This window comes from Citrobacter sp. Cb041, from assembly GCF_030336655.1.
Taxonomy (GTDB): domain Bacteria; phylum Pseudomonadota; class Gammaproteobacteria; order Enterobacterales; family Enterobacteriaceae; genus Citrobacter; species Citrobacter braakii.
This window is the reverse complement of the sequence record NZ_JAOWDD010000039.1, coordinates 399,034-416,550: the sequence shown is the minus strand read 5'-3', so window position 1 is coordinate 416,550 and position 17,517 is coordinate 399,034. Positions and strand designations below refer to the sequence as shown.

Below are 17,517 nucleotides of genomic sequence, written 5' to 3'. Positions count from 1 at the left end.
CCCTTTTAACTCTACTTTGTTTCTTGAGATGCGTCTTTTTTATCGATCATCAAAACATGCCCTGGGCAAAATGAAATCGCGATGTTTCCATCCAGTCGTGATATGACTTCAACACCGGTAAAGTCCGAAATAGTAAGCCGAGCTCCGCAGGAAATCAGTTCAGCGCTACCGATCCCGACGCAAAAAGCTCCAGCTGCAACAGCAGACGTGACGCCACTTTTGGAATCTTCAAAGACGATTGTTTTCTCCGCGGGAATAGAAAAACGCTCGGCTGCAAGAAGATAAGGGTCTGGGAAAGGTTTCCCTCGGGCGACGTCATCGCGCTCAACAATCACAGAAATGCAGGACTGAATCTGAAGCATCGCCGTCACACGGTCGATTTTCTCACGCCAGCCGCTGGTTACAATGCCAACCTGAATACCTGAAGCATCCAGTACGGTAATAAGTTCTGCGACTCCCGGGATAGGATTATAAGACGCAGTATTTTCAACATGAATAATATGAGCCTGAACCTTTTGCTGATCAACGAGCGGTAGGTCACTGAAGAGCGCCCGAATAGTATGCGGACCAGGCTGTCCGTGAATATGCTTAATAATTTCTTGTTCCGATATTGTTTTACCATACATTGCAGCCGCTTCACGCCAGGCTTTTTCAATCACTTCATTTGAATCAATAAGCACACCGTCCATATCAAATAATACGGCAGCAGCTTTCAGGATGGCATTACACATATTTTATTTCCTTATTATTAATTTAATTCGTTTGGCTTAGGCTGGATGCAACGACAATTTGCCCTAAAGAGATGCCACCATCATTAGTGGGGACGAGTTGATGGCAGTAAACTTTAAGTCCGGCCGCTTGCAGTCTGTCAAGGGCATTGTAGAGAAGGAACGCATTACAAAAGACACCTCCACTCAGTACAACTTGCCGTGTCATGGCAAGGGCAGATAAACGGGTAGAGACTGCGGTAATAATCTCTACGATAGTTGAATGAAAGCGTCTGCTTAATTCAGGTAAATCGAGGGAGTGTACTGTTAATGCTGTAATCATCTCATGAACCATCGGGCGATAATCCACCTCGAGATGGTCTTCTGACTCGACAATCGAGAAAGAAAAAGGTTGCGACATATGAAGATCGCTCTGCAATAATGCTTCCAATTCAATGGCGGCCTGTGCTTCATATTCAATATGTGTACAAATGCCCATTAATGCGGAAATGCCATCGAAAAGTCGGCCGATACTGCTGGTTACTGGTGTATTGATCCTTCGGAAAGTCATTTTGGCGAAAACGTCCCTCTGGACAGCCGACAATGTTTGCAGGCCAGGAATAGAAAGCTCAGGAATATATTCCCCGTAGATTTCCGTTAATAACGAAATAGCAATCCGAATGGGTTCTTTAACCGCGCTATCACCGCCTGGTAGGCCGATATAACGAAGGTGTGCTGCACGTTTAACGCTTCTGGTATCCCCTACAAGAAATTCGCCACCCCAGATAGTGCCATCAACGCCGTAGCCCGTACCGTCGAACACAACGCCAATAGTTTTTCCACTGAGTCCGTTTTCAGCCATGCACGATGCCATGTGTGCATGATGATGCTGCACCTGAATAACCCGCAGTTGCGATTGTTCCAGTGCACGACGCGTCGAGCGAAACGCTGGATGGAGATCGCAAGCCACAACCTTCGGCTCAATATTAAGAAGCTTTTGCAGATGATTAACGCACGTAAGGTGTGATGTAAACGTAAGATCATTTTTGAGATCGCCAATGTGCTGGCTCATAAACACCTCATTACCCTTCGCTATACTCACGGTTGTTTTTAGTTCTGCGCCAAGAGCGATGATCGGATCAACCCGGGAAGTAAGGTGTACAGGATAGGGGGCATAACCTCGTGAGCGCCGAAGGAATGAAAGGTTATTACCATGGGTCATGACACGGACAACGGAATCATCGACACGAGTATGAATGTCACGATCGTTAAGAATAAAATAGTCTGCGATTTCACCCAACTGCACAATAGCACTCGTATTATCAAATACGATTGGATGGCCTGAGAGATTACCACTGGTCATCACCAGGGCTGGCATTGTGGTATCTTCTAGCATTAAATACTGAAGTGGTGTTGATGGGAGCATGACACCAATATTGGGGTTATGCGGTGCGATGATTTCCGGCAGTGTATTTTTACGTTTACGCAGTAATACGATTGGGCGCTCAACACTTTCCAGAATTTTTTTTTCATGCGCGCTGACACGGGCTATGCGAGCTGCCTGATTTGAATCCCTTACCATAATAGCAAAAGCTTTGGCATCTCTGTGCTTGCGCTTTCGCAGTTGCGAAACGGCATTTTCATTATTCGCATCAACAACCAGATGAAAACCACCAAGGCTTTTCATCGCAATAATCGCGCCCTCTTGTAGCCTTGCTAGGGCAAATTTGACGATATCGTTTGTGATTATCGTTTCGCCGTTGCAAGACCTTAGGTCCAGTTTTGGTCCGCATTCTGGACAAGCATTGGGCTGCGCGTGATAACGGCGATTATTGATGTCATCATACTCACGCTGACAGGCAGGACACATTGCAAAGGCTTGCATTGTTGTTTGTGAACGATCATAAGGCATTGCCTGGATAATTGAGTATCGTGGCCCGCAGTTGGTGCAATTAATAAAAGCGTACCGATACCTCGGGTTTAGCGGGTCAGACATTTCATTAAGGCAATCCTGACAGACGTTTGAATCTGGTGGGATAATAGTATCCATCCGCGCCAACTGACGGCTTTTACGGATACTAAATTCTGCGTATTGTTGAACCGAATTTTCTCGTGGTACTTCCACAATACTATTGATGCGGGCCATTGGTGGCGGTTTAGATACTAGCTCATCAATGAGTTGCGCGATATGTCTGGACGTGGCCTGTAGCTCCAGCAATACGCCTTCGGAATCATTAAGTACCCAGCCTGTGGCTTCGAAGGTGCGAGCCAGTCGATGGACTAAAGGACGAAATCCTACCCCCTGGACGATACCGCAAATGCGGTAACGCCGGGTTTCCACTGCGTCGCATTGCTTAGCAGAGTCGTGGCAATTCTGCACCGTAGAGCTCCTCTATAGTCGATACGGTTCCATCCTGTTCAAGCATGCTGACTTTGGCTTGAGGGATTGTTAATACCTCGCCAATAATCGCGGCCTTTTGGCCAAGCGGGTGCGCTTGTAAGAGTTTGAGCACTTCTTCTGCACTATCCGATTCTACAAACAAGCAAAGGCATCCCTCGTTAGCAAGATTGATGACATCGACGCCCAGCATATTTGCCGCCATCGCTGTTTCAGGCTGGATCGGCAAAGATTGTCGCTCGCAACGCATTTCATGTTTTGCTGCACGCGCATATTCATGAAGCACTGCAGAGAGGCCACCGCGAGTTACATCCCTCATTGAGGTAATTTTTCCGGCAGGAACGGTATCGAGAAGTTGGCGAATCATCATGTTGAGTGGGGCGCAGTCGCTGAGGATATTTCGTTCAAATCCTAGTCCTTCTCGCAGGGATAGCAGGTGGATAGAGTGATTTCCAATATAGCCACTCAGTATTATTTTTTGCCCAGGACGAACGTTTTTAATTGAAACAGGGGACTGTTCAAGAACGCCCAAGCCAGCCGTGTTAATGAACAGACGATCGGCTTCTCCCTTCCCAACAACTTTGGTGTCCCCGGCAACGATTTTGACGTCTGCCGCAATAGCAGTATCGCGGACCGATTCAATAACAGTGACGAGTTCGGATATGGGCATGCCGTCCTCAATAATAAGACTCAGCGTCAGATACAGCGGACGTGCACCACTCACAGCAAGATCGTTGACGGTACCGCATACCGCAATTTTACCGATATCCCCATTACCAAAGATCAGTGGTGTAACAACGAAAGAGTCGGTAGTAAATGCAATTTGTCGCGACGGTAGGTCGAGTAAGGCGCTGTCTTCCATGGTACCCAGATAGGTATCGCCGAGAATTTCCGCAATTAGTTCGACAAGTTCTCGACTAAGGCGAGCGCCTGTCCCATGGTCCAGAACAACGGTATCTGTCGGTTCCAGTTCCTGTATTAATGGATTTTTCATGCGGATTTCCCTTCATTGCGCTCAGGAAGATCGCTATGTTTTGCCAACAGCGATAAAATCTCAGTTGAAGGGGCAACGGTTGCGCAATAGTTGGCAAGCCACTCTAAGGCGCGAGTGGTGTCATCTGTGGAAGGGGCAAAAACGCAGTCCTCTGGCACCCACACATTGTATCCGCGGAAAAAAGCATCTGCAGCGGTGGTTTGAACGCAGACATGCGTTTGCAAACCGGTCACGATAACCGTTTTGATGCCCAGATTTTGCAGCGTTTCATCGAGGTTATTGTTAAAGAAACCACTGTCTCTCCCTTTTACTACGATGAGGTCAGAAGGGTGGTAAATACTGTCGATTATTTGGTTTTCTGGCCGCCCGGCCAAAGCTGGAATACCCGCAGCGCGATTTTTATAGCGGCGCTGTACTGCGGGGTCGTCGGGATCGTTTATTAACTGCAAATGGATGACGGCCTGGTTTTGGTTTCTGACACCATCAAGAAATTGATTAAATGCTGTTAGTTTTTGTTCTAATTCCTGAGCCGATCGGGTGATTTTATACGTAAACTCATATTGCAAATCATTTGTTAGCACGGCTACATTTGGCATATTTATATTCCTTTATAATTAAATGTTAATTGATGGGTTTTTTTACAGTTTTCTACTGGTCAGTTATTTTTCTTTATTGCCATCCCTTGCTATCATGGGCCTGTTATAGGTATTTGTATAATTCCATTTTTTTTCAGGGTTCAATAAATGAAAGGAATAGATATAAAACTGCTTCGAGCTTTTGTTACCTTGGCGATGAAAGGAAGTTACAGCAATGCTGCAAAAGAACTCTTCTTGACGCAACCAGCACTATCAAAGCAGATACAGACGCTGGAACATTTGACAGGTGGCGTTCTTTTTTTGCGCGGACGTCATGGCGCAAGTTTAACTGTATTGGGGCAGCAGCTTTTCTCTAAAGCAAATGAGCTTTTACAATCCCATATTGAATTTCTGAACTATGCGAGAGAGGTAAATTCAAAAAATCGTGAAAAGTTATTTATGGGCTTTGGGATTTCGTCATTTCAGCAAGTTCCAAAGTGGATAAGACAATTTCATCAGCAAGTTCCTGAGTGTGAGGTTGTTATTAATCATCTTCCTTCTAGTGTTCAAATGAAAATGCTGTTGGAGGGGCGGTTGCATATTGGTTTTGTGCGGGCACCTGTAAGTAAAGGTCTGGTTTCATATATTCTTTATGAGGAAACGCTGGCGCTTGCTATGCCGGCGAATAGCGATATACACAATATGAATATTCAGAGTGCACTATCGGCATATCCCTTACTCCAACTCGATCCGTCTACCAGCCCTTGCCTTGCTGAACAAACTGCATATTTTCTCCAAAGTAACCAGTTGAAGGCTGTTACGGTGTCCGCTACGGATGATATGACGTCGTTACTGGCATTAATTGCTGGTGGTAACGGCGTTGCCTTTTTACCCGCAAGCGTTCGTACTTTTTTGCCCGCCAATGTTAATTTATTAATGCCTATGGAAAAGCAAATACGCTGGGATATAGGTGTGGTGTGGAACCCAAAAATAAAAAATCATCGTCGGGATGATTTTTTGCGCTTGGTCGTAGCAGGAGATACCTCTATTGTGGTGTAAAAAAGGGGGGAGTTTTCGCCGCAATGTATCAATATCACTCCACCTGACGAGCAGGTGGAGCGTGATGTGTTTCGAATCAGAACTGATAGCTGGCGGTGACGCTGACGTTGCGCGGCTCGCCATAGACGATAGAACCGTCGACATTGGTGTCGTAGGTTTTATCGAACAGGTTATTGAGGTTACCCTGCACAGAGAAGTTTTTCGTCACCTGATAGCGGGTGAATAAATCGACCAGGGCGTAGCTTCCCTGTTCCGCTCGGAATGTGCCATACGGCGTGACCGTATCGCTATAAACACGATTCTGCCAGTTAACCCCACCGCCCACGGTCAGTTCCGGCATGGCTGGCAGGCGATAACGGGTAAACAGTTTTACTGTGGTACGCGGTAGGTTCGGGTTTACCGCATTGCCTTCGTTGTCTTCAGCAACATAGCGTGTCGCGCCGAACGTCATCTGCCAGTTATCGGTGATCGCACCGTTAACTTCGAATTCGACCCCTTTGCTGACCGTTCCATCCATCGCTCTATAGGCCGTGTCGCCATTGCTACCGGCAATTGGTACGCCGGTTGATTGGCCCACGTTATCCTGTTCAATGCGGAAGACCGCGAGGGTGGTGGTTAAACGGCTGTTCATCCAGTCGGACTTCAGGCCAAGTTCATAGTTATTGCCGGTAATTGGGGAGAGATATTTACCGGAACTGTCGCGCTTGTTCTGCGGCTGAAAGATTGAGGTATAGCTGGCGTACGTAGACCAGTTATCGTCAATGTCATACACCAGGCCCGCATACGGCGTGGTATGGTTTTGTTCCATGCTGTAGGCGAGGGTGTCGATACGCCAGTTGGTATAACGCGCGCCGACAATCAAATGCAGTGGGTCGGCCAGCGAAATACGTGTTGCGGCGTAGAGCGATTTCATGTGCGTGGTATCGTCCTGAGCCAATGACTGCGGGTTCCAGTTGGTTTCCGGGAAGTTACCATCGAAGGTATAGAAACTGCCGATTTCGTTGGGGAATACGTTCGCCCACGCGCTTTCGTAACGGTTATTCTGTTTGCTGTAGCTGCCGCCCAGCATCAGATTATGCTGACGACCAAACAGGTCGTAACCGCCGTCGGCGAACAGATCGACGGCATCCACCTTACGCTTGCCGCTGTTCCAGCCGGTACCTCCGACGTAGTCATAGCCCGGACCATAGCTGCCATACGGGCCAATCAGCGTACCATCGGCTTTATTGACATAGGCATCGACGTACATCATTTTACTGTCAAACTTGACCTCGGAGTGGGTGGCATTCATGGTCGCCTGCCAGGTATCGGCAAAACGTTGCTTGATGGTGACAAACACTTTGTTGAAGTCTTTATCGTTGTACGCCCAGTCCGGCGCAGTGCTGCGCGAGCGGTCATAGCTGTTTTTACTGCCGTCGGTATTCCAGCGCGGCAATCCACCCCAGGTTGGACTGTTGATATCAATGCGCTGGTATTCATAACCCGCAGACAGGCTGGTGGTGTCGCCCAGATCGGCATCGACAATCCCGGAGAAGAACATTTTTTCGCTATTGTAGCGATCAAGCCAGGCGTCGTTATTCTGGTAGCCCGCCACGATGCGCCCGCGCACGTTGCCGTCTGCCGTGAGCGGGCTTTGAAGATCGGTCACATATCGTTGTTTATTCCAACTGCCATATTCCGCAGAAACATTACCGGTGAACTCGCGGCTGGTGGCATGCTTACGGATCATATTAATCGAGGCTGAGGGGTTACCCGTCCCGGTCATTAGCCCGTTTGCGCCACGGACCACTTCGATACGCTCAAAAAGGGCCGTGTCGGAAAGGGCATCACCGAGATTCCAGCGGGATTCAAAATAGGTCGGAATCCCATCGACCATATAGTTATCAATCTGAAATCCGCGAGAGTAATAGCTACTGCGATCTGAATCCGCCTGACTTCTGCTTATCCCCAACGTGTTGTCCATCACATCGCCCAGCGTTTGCAGTTGCTGATCTTCCATGCGCTGCTGACTGATAATGCTGACCGATTGCGGAATATCGCGCTGCGTCATCTGCATTTTGGTGCCAGCAGTCGTTGATTTAACGCTGTAATCCTGCTCCTCGCTGGATGTGGCTGGAGCAGAGCCCTCAACGATCACCGTCTCTTCAGCAGGGGCTGCGAGGCCGGTGGAAGGCAATAGTGCTAACGTGATGCAGGCTGCCAGTACAGAAGGGGCAAGCCCCGGTTGGCGTTGGTCATCCCCGTTGTGTGTTGTGAAAGACATCGAAAAGTCCTTGATAATTATTAATATTAAGTTCGAATCACTGAGGTTGTGATGAACCCTTTGGTTGTAAATTATTAAGTTCGCACGCGAATACAAATGCGAAATATACGCATTCACATTCAATGTGTAAACAGATGCTACGGCATAAGTAAAATGTTGTTTCAGTACTATGCTTAAGCAATAGCGACGGGAAATGGTTATAAGAACAACAGTGGCAGGGCTTTTTGCTTAAAAAATCGAGGGTTAAAGTTGAAAGAGCGTGAGTAACTCGCTCATACTCTATACTCGCAGAGTGACCCGGCGTAGCATGGCATAACGCTTGGGCTGTTAATGAAAAAGGAAAACGTCGTGGCAGAAGAAACTATATTCAGCAAAATTATCCGTCGTGAAATTCCGTCAGATATCGTGTACCAGGATGAACTGGTCACTGCGTTTCGTGATATTTCCCCTCAGGCACCTACGCACATTCTGATCATTCCTAACGTCCTGATCCCGACCGTCAACGATGTGACGGCGGAACACGAGCAGGCGTTGGGTCGCATGATCACCGTAGCGGCGAAAATCGCCGAGCAGGAAGGCATTGCTGCGGATGGGTATCGTTTAATTATGAATACCAATCGTCACGGCGGTCAGGAGGTGTATCACATTCATATGCACCTGCTGGGTGGACGTGCGCTGGGTCCAATGCTTGCGCATAAAGGTCTCTAAGCATGACCAGAGGATGCATTGCACTTTCACTGAGCTTGCTGCTACTGGCTGGCTGTCGGGCACATCCTGAAATCCCGGTAAGTGATGAACAGTCGCTGGTGATGGAATCAACGATTCTGGCGTCGGGCATTACAGCAGAACAGCCGACGTTAACCACGTCTGATATTCAGGCCTCAGCATCCTCGCGACTTTATAACGAAAGACAAGAACCCGTTACCGTTCATTATCGGTTTTACTGGTATGACGCCAGAGGACTGGAAATGCATCCTCTGGAAGCGCCACGCAGCGTGACTATCCCGGCTCATTCGTCGGTGACGCTGTACGGCAGCGCCAATTTTCTGGGGGCGCACAAGGTTAGACTTTATCTTTATTTGTAAGGGGTGAATCTTGATGATCAAAATGAATCGCTACGCACTGATTGCCGCGCTGGCGATGTTTCTCTCTGGCTGTGTGGCGCAACGTGAGCCCGCACCCGTAGAGGAAGTGAAGCCGGTGCCGGAACAGCCCGCGCAGCCGCAACAGCCGGTGCCGGTTGTACCAACGGTGCCAAGCATACCGCAGCAGCCGGGTCCGATTGAGCACGAGGACCAAACGGCGCAGCCGACGCCGCGTCAACGTCACTATGACTGGAACGGGGCTATGCAGCCGATGGTCGGTAAAATGCTGCAGGCTGACGGCGTCAAAGCGGGAGGCGTTCTGCTGGTTGATAGCGTGAATAACCGGACCAACGGCTCGTTGAATGCCGGTGAAGCCACCGAGACCTTGAGGAACGCGCTGGCGAATAACGGCAAGTTTACCCTGGTTTCCGCCCAGCAGTTGGCTCTCGCCAAACAGCAGTTAGGTCTGTCGCCGAACGACAGTCTGGGAACGCGCAGCAAAGCGATTGGTATCGCCCGTAACGTTGGCGCACAGTATGTGCTTTATTCCAGCGCCTCCGGCAACGTCAATTCGCCGGCCCTGCAAATGCAATTAATGCTGGTACAAACTGGCGAGATAATCTGGTCAGGTAAAGGTGCCGTACAGCAACAATAACCGGCTAACGCGCGACGAGGTGTTGTCGCGCTATTTCCCGCAGTATCATCCCGTCGTAGCCAACCAGAGCGGCCTGAGCGGCGGGAGCTGCATCATCAAACACGATACCCACCGCTTAGTGTTGCGCTGTCATCACGACCCTGACGCGCCGGAATCGCATTTCTTACGCCACTATCACGCGTTAAAGCATCTGCCTGAAAGCCTTGCGCCGCGCCCCCGCTTTTATATACGTGGGTGGATGGCGGTCGACTTTTTTCACGGTAAGGTTGAATCCAGATTACCGGACGCCGACGAACTCGCTGGCTTATTGTATCATCTGCACCAACAACCCCAATTGGGCTGGCGAATCAGTCTGCTGCCGCTACTCGAACAGTACTGGCAGTGTGGCGATCCGGCGCGTCGCACGCCATGCTGGTTGCGAGCGTTGAAGCGACTCAGGAAAAGCGGTGAGCCTCGACCTTTGCGTCTGGGGCCTCTGCATATGGATATCCACGGTGACAACATCGTACGTACAGCATCAGGACTGCGGCTGATTGACTGGGAATATGCCGGAGACGGTGATATCGCTCTGGAGCTGGCGGCGGTTTGGGTCAACGACGAATCTCAGCACCAACGGCTGGTTAGCGCCTACGCCCAACGAGCGCACATTGAACAAAACGCGCTGTGGCGGCAGGTCAGACGATGGCGGCCCTGGGTCATAATGCTGAAAGCGGGGTGGTTTGAGTATCGCTGGCGACAAACCGGCGATCGACAATTTATCAGGCTGGCCGATGAAACCTGGCGGCAGCTAATAATGAAAGGATAAGGAGAGCAGTGTGGGCCCAGTAATGTTGGATGTCGAAGGGTATGAGCTGGACGCTGAAGAGCGTGAGATTCTGGCGCATCCGCTGGTAGGTGGGTTGATCCTCTTTACCCGAAATTATCATGACCCGGAACAGTTGCGTGAATTAGTGCGCCAGATTCGCGCGGCATCAGGCAATCATCTGGTGGTGGCGGTAGATCAGGAAGGCGGCAGGGTACAGCGTTTTCGCGAAGGATTTACGCGTCTGCCCGCGGCCCAATCCTTTGCTGCGTTGCACGGTCTGGAAGACGGTGGCAATCTGGCTCAGGACGCCGGATGGCTAATGGCCAGCGAAATGATCGCAATGGATATAGATATCAGTTTTGCGCCGGTGCTGGATGTGGGGCATATCAGCGCGGCGATTGGCGAACGCTCTTACCATGCCGATCCGCGGAAAGCGCTGGCTATGGCGACCCGCTTCATTGACGGTATGCATGCTGCTGGCATGAAAACTACCGGTAAACATTTCCCCGGGCATGGGGCAGTGACGGCGGATTCGCATAAAGAAACCCCAACCGATCCACGTTCAGAAGCCGAAATTCGTGCAAAAGATATGTCCGTGTTCCAGACGTTGATTACGGAAAACAAACTCGATGCCATTATGCCTGCGCATGTCATCTACAGTGACGTGGACCCGCGTCCGGCGAGCGGTTCGCCACACTGGCTGAAAACGGTGCTGCGTCAGGAGCTTGGTTTCGATGGCGTCATTTTCTCCGATGATTTGTCGATGGAAGGGGCGGCGATTATGGGAAGCTATGCGGAACGTGGTCAGGCATCGCTGGATGCGGGTTGCGATATGATCCTGGTCTGCAATAATCGTAAAGGAGCGGTCAGTGTGTTAGATAATCTGTCGCCGATCAATGCAGAACGTGTTACACGTTTGTATCATAAAGGTTCATTTTCACGTCAGGAACTGATGGACTCGGCACGCTGGAAGACGGTAAGCGCCCAGCTCAACCAGCTTCATGAGCGCTGGCAGCAAGAGAAAGCAGGTCATTAACGCAAGTTTGGCGAGGATGCGATGATTATCTATTTACACGGTTTTGACTCTAACAGCCCGGGCAACCACGAAAAGGTGTTGCAGCTACAGTTCATCGACCCGGATGTCAGGCTGATTAGCTACAGTACGCGGCATCCTAAACATGACATGCAGCATCTACTGAAAGAAGTGGACAAAATGCTGCAGCTTAATGTGGACGACCGTCCGCTGATTTGTGGCGTGGGGCTCGGGGGATATTGGGCTGAACGGATTGGTTTCCTGTGTGATATTCGTCAGGTAGTGTTTAATCCCAACCTGTTCCCGTATGAGAACATGGAAGGAAAAATCGACAGGCCTGAAGAGTATGCCGATATCGCGACAAAATGCGTGACCAATTTCCGCGAAAAGAATCGCGATCGCTGCCTGGTGATCCTGTCACGTCATGATGAAGCGCTCAATAGTCAGCGTTCGTCAGAAGAGCTGCATCATTTTTACGAGATAGTCTGGGACGAAGAGCAGACGCACAAGTTTAAGAATATCTCCCCGCATTTGCAGCGCATCAAAGCGTTCAAGACGTTAGGTTAATCCTCAATGAACGTGTAAAAAACCAGCCTTCGGGCTGGTTTTTTTGTTCTTAAAGTTCGTGTTGTCTATCTTTTCAGCATCAAAACTTGATACACATCAATTTTGGTATGACCAATGCACCGTTCGTGTTATTCTCACTCTCGAAGAACATTTTCATTATCGTAACTTGTTGTTAATTAAAGGCTATGCCTATAACTTTTAATTAACAATTGGTTAATAAATTTAAGGGGGTCACGTTGACTACACCATTAAAAAGAATCGTGATTGTCGGCGGTGGTGCTGGCGGACTGGAAATGGCGACGCAGCTGGGTAAAAAGCTGGGGCGCAAGAAAAAGGCCAAAATCACGCTGGTGGACAGAAACCACAGCCATTTATGGAAACCGTTACTGCATGAAGTCGCGACGGGTTCCCTGGACGAAGGCGTGGATGCGCTGAGCTATCTGGCGCATGCCCGTAACCACGGTTTCCAGTTTCAGTTGGGTTCGGTGGTGGATATCGATCGCGAAGCGAAAACCATTACTCTTGCCGAGCTGCGCGATGAGAAGGGCGAACTGCTGGTTCCTGAGCGCAAAGTCCCGTATGACACGTTGGTGATGGCGTTGGGCAGTACCTCCAACGATTTCAATACGCCGGGCGTCAAAGAAAACTGCATTTTCCTGGATAACCCGCATCAGGCGCGTCGTTTCCACCAGGAGATGCTGAATCTGTTCCTGAAGTACTCCGCGAATCTGGGCGCTAACGGCAAAGTAAATATCGCCATTGTCGGCGGCGGTGCGACGGGGGTTGAACTCTCAGCCGAGCTGCACAATGCGGTAAAACAGCTGCACAGCTATGGTTACAAAGGGCTGACCAACGAAGCGCTGAACGTTACGCTGGTAGAAGCCGGTGAGCGTATTCTGCCTGCGTTGCCGCCGCGTATTTCCAGTGCTGCGCATAATGAGTTAACCAAACTGGGCGTACGCGTACTGACCCAGACGATGGTAACCAGCGCTGATGAAGGCGGACTGCATACCAAGGATGGCGAGTACATTGAAGCCGATCTGATGGTGTGGGCTGCGGGGATCAAAGCGCCAGACTTTATGAAAGACATTGGCGGTCTGGAAACCAATCGTATTAACCAACTGGTGGTTGAGCCGACTCTGCAGACCACGCGCGATCCCGACGTGTACGCGATTGGCGACTGCGCTTCCTGCGCTCGCCCGGAAGGTGGTTTTGTGCCGCCGCGCGCTCAGGCTGCGCACCAGATGGCAAGCTGCGCAATGAACAACATTTTGGCGCAGATGAACGGCAAGCCGCTGAAAGCGTATCAGTACAAAGACCACGGCTCTCTGGTTTCACTTTCTAACTTCTCTACCGTGGGTAGCCTGATGGGTAACTTGACCCGTGGTTCGATGATGGTAGAAGGGCGTATTGCGCGCTTTGTGTACATCTCACTGTACCGCATGCACCAGATTGCTCTGCACGGTTACTTTAAAACCGGTCTGATGATGCTGGTTGGCAGCATTAACCGGGTGATCCGCCCGCGTCTGAAACTGCATTAATACGGCTTATGGCGTCGGATGTTTGTACTTATCCGGCGCCTTCCTTCAGAGTTCTCCGAATCATCCTGCCTTCGCTCCTCCTCGTGCTATTTTCATCCGTAATCTGATTGGCATTCCTTACCTTCTGTTGCAAAGTTGTTGCTAATAGCAAAAAAGGAGGAAGTCCCGTGAATAAATCTATGTTGGCGGGTATAGGGATTGGCGTAGCTGCTGCGCTGGGTGTTGCAGCGGTGGCCAGTCTTAACGTTTTTGAGCGTGGCCCACAGTATGCACAAGTTGTCTCTGCAACACCGATTAAAGAGTCGGTAAAAACACCGCGCCAGGAGTGTCGGAACGTGACGGTCACGCACCGTAAGCCGGTACAAGATGAAAACCGTATCGCGGGTTCCGTGTTGGGTGCGGTTGCTGGTGGCGTTATCGGCCATCAGTTTGGCGGCGGACGCGGTAAAGATATTGCTACCGTGGCCGGTGCTTTAGGCGGCGGTTATGCAGGTAACCAGATCCAGGGTTCGATGCAAGAAAATGATACGTACACTACTACGCAGCAGCGTTGTAAAACGGTGTATGACAAATCTGAAAAAATGCTGGGCTACGACGTGACGTACAAAATTGGCGATCAGCAGGGGAAAATCCGTATGGAGAAGGACCCCGGCGCGCAAATTCCGTTGGATAACAACGGACAGTTGGTACTGAATAACAAAGCGTAAAATAGCATTATCCTGAACATTAGCCCCCCATTCGCTCAGGCTGGGGGGCTTTTTTTATCAGAAGGTTAAGGCGTAGTTCAGACCAAACGTGCGGCCCCGGCCTTTGTATTCATACAGTGACGGGCTACCGTAGGTTGGGCTGTACAGCAGTGGCGCACGTTGTCCCCACAGCGTGGTGTATTCTTCATTCAGCAGGTTTTCTACGCTAAAGGTCAGTTTACCCAACGGGAGCTGATAGCTGCCGATAAAGTCCATCGTGTTATAGCCGTCCAGCTTATTGCCGCTGGCGTCCGTCAGATCAAATGTTTGCTGGCTCTGTACGCGCAATGTCCACGGTTCAGGTGCCCAGCCGACCCACGCGGTGGCTTTGGACGGGGAAGCCAGGGTGACATCCCATTTCTGCCACTTACCGTTTTGCTTCACTTCCGATTTAATGACGTTGAAGTTGCCGCCCAGACTCCAGTCCGTATCCGCAATGAAATAATCCACCGCACCTTCAAGGCCATAAATACGGCGATCGTCGGGCTGGACGTTAATGGTCATATCGCTGCGGTTGATAACGATCGATTTATCCGAAGTAGAGTAGTAAGCGGCCAGCTGCGTGCGCAGACTGTCGCCAGTGTAGCGCCATCCCAGTTCGTAGGAGTTAACTTTAATCCCCTCCAGGCGTGAGTCCGCCACGTTGACGCTGCGCTGGAGCTGGTAATGATCGCCAACCAGGGAATAGGTGCCGTTACCGTAATATTTCCCCGGGTCCGGAAGCTCCACGCCCTGAGAGAAGTTAAACCATGTCTGCTGACGGTCGGTCAGGTGGGCGAGAATACCGGCGTTAAACAGGAAATTATCGTAATCGGTTTTACCGCCAGGAATGGTATCGGCGGAGTTTGCCAGGCCGGTGGCAATTCCCTGTTGTTGGGCATAGCCAACGAAATCATCCACCCTGTTTTCGGTCCATTGATAGCGCACACCGCCGCTGAGGGTAAAGATGTCGTTAATGTCATAGCTGTTCTGCAGGAAAGGCGCGAAGTTGGTGATGCTGTAACTGGGGTAACGCCCGGTAGTATAAGCGGTTCGGTTGTCCATACCGCCGGAGGGCAGGGACCAGGCCAGATCGAAGAATTTCTGATTGGAATCGAAGGTTTCGTGATCGGCATCGACACCCCACGTCAGCTCCCAGTTGTCCATCAGCTGGCTGTTGAGGGTGATTTTGGCACCAAACTGGTCTGTGTCCTGCTGAGATGCGGAGAAACTGGTGACCTTGCCTTTGCTCAGCGTAGGGAAGGGGTAGAATTTCAGCGATTCGTCACGGTAATAGATTTGGCTGACCAGGTTCTGGCCGAAGAAATCCGCGTCTGAATACTGCAGGCTGATCAGATGACGCTCGGTGCCGGGAATACGATCGGAATTCAGTCCGCTGCTGGTATAAGCCTTACCGTTTCCCGTCACGGCGGACATGTTCTCGCCAAGATCCAGTCCGTAATCGTCATCCCCCTGGCTCTTATAATACTGCGTAACCAGTTGTAACTGGCGGTTGTCGTCAAGCTCAATCGTTCCGGTGCCCATCACATCCAGACGATCGGAGTGCTGCAGACCGGTTTGGGTGTTATCCAGCAGCAGGGCATCGTGATTGCCGTCATACCAGCCGCCAAACCGTTGATACGCGACGGACATGCGCCCGGAAGCGCGATCGGTTCCTCCGCTCACCGCCGCGGCAACGCGTTCATCATGATCGTTACTGTTATTGAAGCCACTTTTACTCCCCAGTTCGAGTTCTACTTCACGCTCCGGCTGGCCTTTTTTGGTGACAATGTTGATTAACCCACCGGTACTGCCGCCGCCATACAGTGAGGTTGCACCTGAGATGACTTCAATGTGTGCGATGTTAAACGGATCAATAGAATCAAGTTGACGACTGTCAGTACGCGAGGAGTTCAGACGGACACCGTCTATCAGTACTACGATGGCACGACCGCGCATATTCATGCCGTAGTTTGTGCGCCCCTGGCTGCTGACATCGATTCCTGGGATTAACTGAGCAAGAACATCTTTGAACTCTTTCCCCCCCTGAACCTGCTGTTCAATCTCACTTCCTTCAATAACCCAGGTCGTTTGCGCCATTTCTGCCACGGTGCGTTGACTACGGTTGGCACTGACGATGAGGTTATCTTCCTCAGCCGCGATGGCTGGGAGAGTTAAAGACAACAAGAGAGGATTGAGCACCCAGAGACGCTTATGCATTTGTATTCCTTTTAAAAAGAGTCGATCTGTTTTTGTTATGGCGGTAGAGAAACCGATGGTTACATTGTGAAACAGGCGTTAAAACAAATGCGAATATTGCTGATAATAATTGTTGTTATCAATACATTTTACAAAAAATGATCGGATAAGATGCTGAAAACACTGAATAATGTAGGGATAATCCGCGGGAATCTAACCGGGGGCTTAATCAGCTCCCGGTGGTGTCAGTACTGCGGGGAAATAGCGGGAAAGGGTTAAACTTTGATAAGTTCAGGCCACAGTCGCAGAGTCGTGTGTGCGATCTGCATCAGTTTTTCAAACGTCGCGCCTTCACGGGCGCTGATCGACATACCCTGTAAAATACAGTTCAGGTATTCGGCCAGTTTTTGCACGTCGCAATGGGCCGGAATTTCGCCTCGTTGCTGGCGCTGGTGAAGGAACTGGGTAAGCGTCTGTTCCTGCATTGCATGGCGGGATTTCACCGTGTGCGCAATATCCCGGGAAGAGGCCGCCAGTGTCGCGGATGTGTTAATCATGAAACATCCCGCCGGGGTGTCTTTACTGGTAAAGCAGGTTGCTATTGCGGTGAAATAGTCTTCCAGCGCGCACTCAAGACTTTTTTCTTCACAAAATAACTGGGCTTCATGTTTCGCCGCGAAGCGGGTGATGTAGCGGTCCAGTACGGCACGAAACAACCCCTCTTTATTGGTGAACTCCGCATACAGCGTGGGCGCTTTTGCGCCGGTTGCTTCTACCAGATCGGCGAGCGATGTCGCTTCATACCCGTGCTGCCAGAAGAGTGTCATGGCCTTATCAAGCGCGGCTTCCCTGTCGAACACTTTTGGTCGGCCACGGCTTTTTTTAGCACAACCTGTCATTTCAGTTGTCAT

General features: G+C 50.4%; 16 protein-coding genes. 9 read left to right on the top strand and 7 right to left on the bottom strand.

From position 1 onward, the window contains the following. Positions 1-11: 11 nt before the first annotated feature. The 4 genes from OGV52_RS15010 to OGV52_RS14995 are packed head-to-tail and all read right to left on the bottom strand — an operon-like array spanning position 12 to position 4,695. Positions 12-731, bottom strand: coding sequence for an HAD family hydrolase (locus OGV52_RS15010; protein WP_049282091.1), 720 nt, complete (start codon positions 729-731; stop codon positions 12-14). 22 nt (positions 732-753) lie between these two features. After that, positions 754-3,087, bottom strand: a complete 2,334-nt coding sequence (gene hypF / locus OGV52_RS15005) for a carbamoyltransferase HypF (protein WP_287108716.1) — start codon at positions 3,085-3,087, stop codon at positions 754-756. Beyond that, the gene (gene hypE, locus OGV52_RS15000) at positions 3,062-4,099 is read right to left on the bottom strand and encodes a hydrogenase expression/formation protein HypE (RefSeq protein ID WP_049282090.1); all 1,038 of its coding nucleotides are present in this window, start codon (positions 4,097-4,099) and stop codon (positions 3,062-3,064) included. The genes hypF and hypE overlap by 26 nt, the downstream gene beginning before the upstream one ends. Next, the gene (locus tag OGV52_RS14995; RefSeq protein WP_047501958.1) at positions 4,096-4,695 is read right to left on the bottom strand and encodes a cysteine hydrolase family protein; all 600 of its coding nucleotides are present in this window, start codon (positions 4,693-4,695) and stop codon (positions 4,096-4,098) included. Before OGV52_RS14995 ends, hypE begins: the two co-directional genes overlap by 4 nt. 147 nt (positions 4,696-4,842) lie before the next feature. Here OGV52_RS14995 and OGV52_RS14990 point away from each other — a divergent pair, with 147 nt between their 5' ends. Then, entirely contained in the window at positions 4,843-5,733 is an 891-nt protein-coding gene (locus OGV52_RS14990; RefSeq protein WP_200010162.1) for a LysR family transcriptional regulator, read from the top strand. A 76-nt stretch (positions 5,734-5,809) separates the two neighbouring features. On the opposite strand, the gene fhuE is transcribed toward OGV52_RS14990, so the two are convergent. Beyond that, entirely contained in the window at positions 5,810-7,996 is a 2,187-nt protein-coding gene (gene fhuE, locus OGV52_RS14985; protein ID WP_287108714.1) for a ferric-rhodotorulic acid/ferric-coprogen receptor FhuE, read from the bottom strand. 348 nt (positions 7,997-8,344) lie between these two features. Between fhuE and hinT the strand changes: the two genes are divergently transcribed. The 8 genes from hinT (at position 8,345) to OGV52_RS14945 (ending at position 14,389) form a co-directional block, all read left to right on the top strand. Further along, positions 8,345-8,704, top strand: coding sequence for a purine nucleoside phosphoramidase (gene hinT, locus OGV52_RS14980; RefSeq protein ID WP_016156204.1), 360 nt, complete (start codon positions 8,345-8,347; stop codon positions 8,702-8,704). A 2-nt stretch (positions 8,705-8,706) separates the two neighbouring features. Further along, positions 8,707-9,081 (top strand): YcfL family putative periplasmic lipoprotein, encoded by a 375-nt coding sequence (locus OGV52_RS14975; protein ID WP_019076489.1) that lies wholly within the window; start codon positions 8,707-8,709, stop codon positions 9,079-9,081. A gap of 13 nt (positions 9,082-9,094) precedes the next feature. Beyond that, on the top strand, positions 9,095-9,736 hold the full coding sequence (gene lpoB, locus OGV52_RS14970) for a penicillin-binding protein activator LpoB (protein WP_181220550.1): 642 nt from the start codon (positions 9,095-9,097) through the stop codon (positions 9,734-9,736). After that, positions 9,717-10,541, top strand: a complete 825-nt coding sequence (gene thiK, locus OGV52_RS14965) for a thiamine kinase (RefSeq protein WP_287108711.1) — start codon at positions 9,717-9,719, stop codon at positions 10,539-10,541. Before lpoB ends, thiK begins: the two co-directional genes overlap by 20 nt. Positions 10,542-10,551: 10 nt before the next feature. Beyond that, positions 10,552-11,577, top strand: a complete 1,026-nt coding sequence (gene nagZ, locus OGV52_RS14960) for a beta-N-acetylhexosaminidase (protein WP_287108710.1) — start codon at positions 10,552-10,554, stop codon at positions 11,575-11,577. Between the two features lie 21 nt (positions 11,578-11,598). Beyond that, complete coding sequence (gene ycfP / locus OGV52_RS14955) at positions 11,599-12,141, top strand: alpha/beta hydrolase YcfP (protein WP_003030817.1); 543 nt, start codon at positions 11,599-11,601, stop codon at positions 12,139-12,141. Between the two features lie 236 nt (positions 12,142-12,377). After that, entirely contained in the window at positions 12,378-13,682 is a 1,305-nt protein-coding gene (ndh, locus tag OGV52_RS14950; RefSeq protein WP_016152676.1) for an NADH-quinone dehydrogenase, read from the top strand. A 167-nt stretch (positions 13,683-13,849) separates the two neighbouring features. Continuing rightward, positions 13,850-14,389, top strand: a complete 540-nt coding sequence (locus OGV52_RS14945) for a glycine zipper 2TM domain-containing protein (protein WP_279263378.1) — start codon at positions 13,850-13,852, stop codon at positions 14,387-14,389. A 57-nt stretch (positions 14,390-14,446) separates the two neighbouring features. Here the strand turns inward: OGV52_RS14945 and OGV52_RS14940 are convergent, their stop codons facing one another. Both OGV52_RS14940 and comR read right to left on the bottom strand, forming a co-directional pair. After that, positions 14,447-16,627, bottom strand: a complete 2,181-nt coding sequence (locus OGV52_RS14940) for a TonB-dependent siderophore receptor (RefSeq protein ID WP_287108709.1) — start codon at positions 16,625-16,627, stop codon at positions 14,447-14,449. A 254-nt stretch (positions 16,628-16,881) separates the two neighbouring features. After that, positions 16,882-17,517: a TetR family copper-responsive transcriptional repressor ComR gene (comR, locus tag OGV52_RS14935; protein WP_016156207.1), complete on the bottom strand. Its 636-nt coding sequence runs from the start codon at positions 17,515-17,517 to the stop codon at positions 16,882-16,884.